Origin of the sequence: Vibrio sp. 1727, assembly GCF_033344415.1 — a bacterium.
In the GTDB taxonomy this organism is placed as follows: Bacteria; Pseudomonadota; Gammaproteobacteria; order Enterobacterales; family Vibrionaceae; genus Vibrio; species Vibrio alginolyticus.
In genome coordinates this window covers 1-621 of record NZ_JAWPOT010000407.1, presented here as the reverse complement: position 1 = coordinate 621, position 621 = coordinate 1, and the positions used below count along the sequence as shown (strand labels likewise).

The window sequence follows — 621 nt, the reverse complement described above, 5'->3', positions numbered from 1 at the left end:
GTCACAACAGACGCCACAATCCATGGCGAGTCCAAGTTGGACTTACCTTGCTGCAGTAACTCACCCCAGCTTGGTGTTGGTGGCATCAAGCCTAAACCAAGATAATCAAGCGCTGTCAGTGCGGTGATGTTGGCGGCAATAGTAAATGGCGCCACGGTAACAATCATGACCATGGTATTTGGCAGAATATGGTTAAACAGGATTCGGCCTGTCGAGGCGCCCAACGCACGAGCTGCCATTACGTATTCGCGTGCAGATTCTTTGTAAGTCATGGTACGCATGTACCATGTCATCCCCATCCATCCAAACAACACGTTGATGGCGACAAAGAGCCTGAAAGTCGGTTGAACGATGGACACCAAAAGCATAATGACGTACAGGAATGGCACCATTGACCATACCTCAATCAAACGTTGGACAAATAGGTCGAACTTGCCGCCCCAGAAGCCCATGGCACAGCCTACAGCGGTACCAATAGCGTAGGACACCGCCATCGTTAACAACGCAAACCCCATCGCAGTACGGAAGCCATACACCAAGCGCGCTAAAATATCGCGACCAATAACGTCAGTACCTAGATAGTGTTTATTCTCAGCGCTTGGCGCGGTCGGAGGGAAATCG

General features: G+C 50.7%; 1 protein-coding gene. It reads right to left on the bottom strand.

The features are described from left to right. The coding region (locus tag R8O10_RS26025; protein WP_318192070.1) for an ABC transporter permease subunit at nt 1-621 on the bottom strand (621 nt) is incomplete at both ends.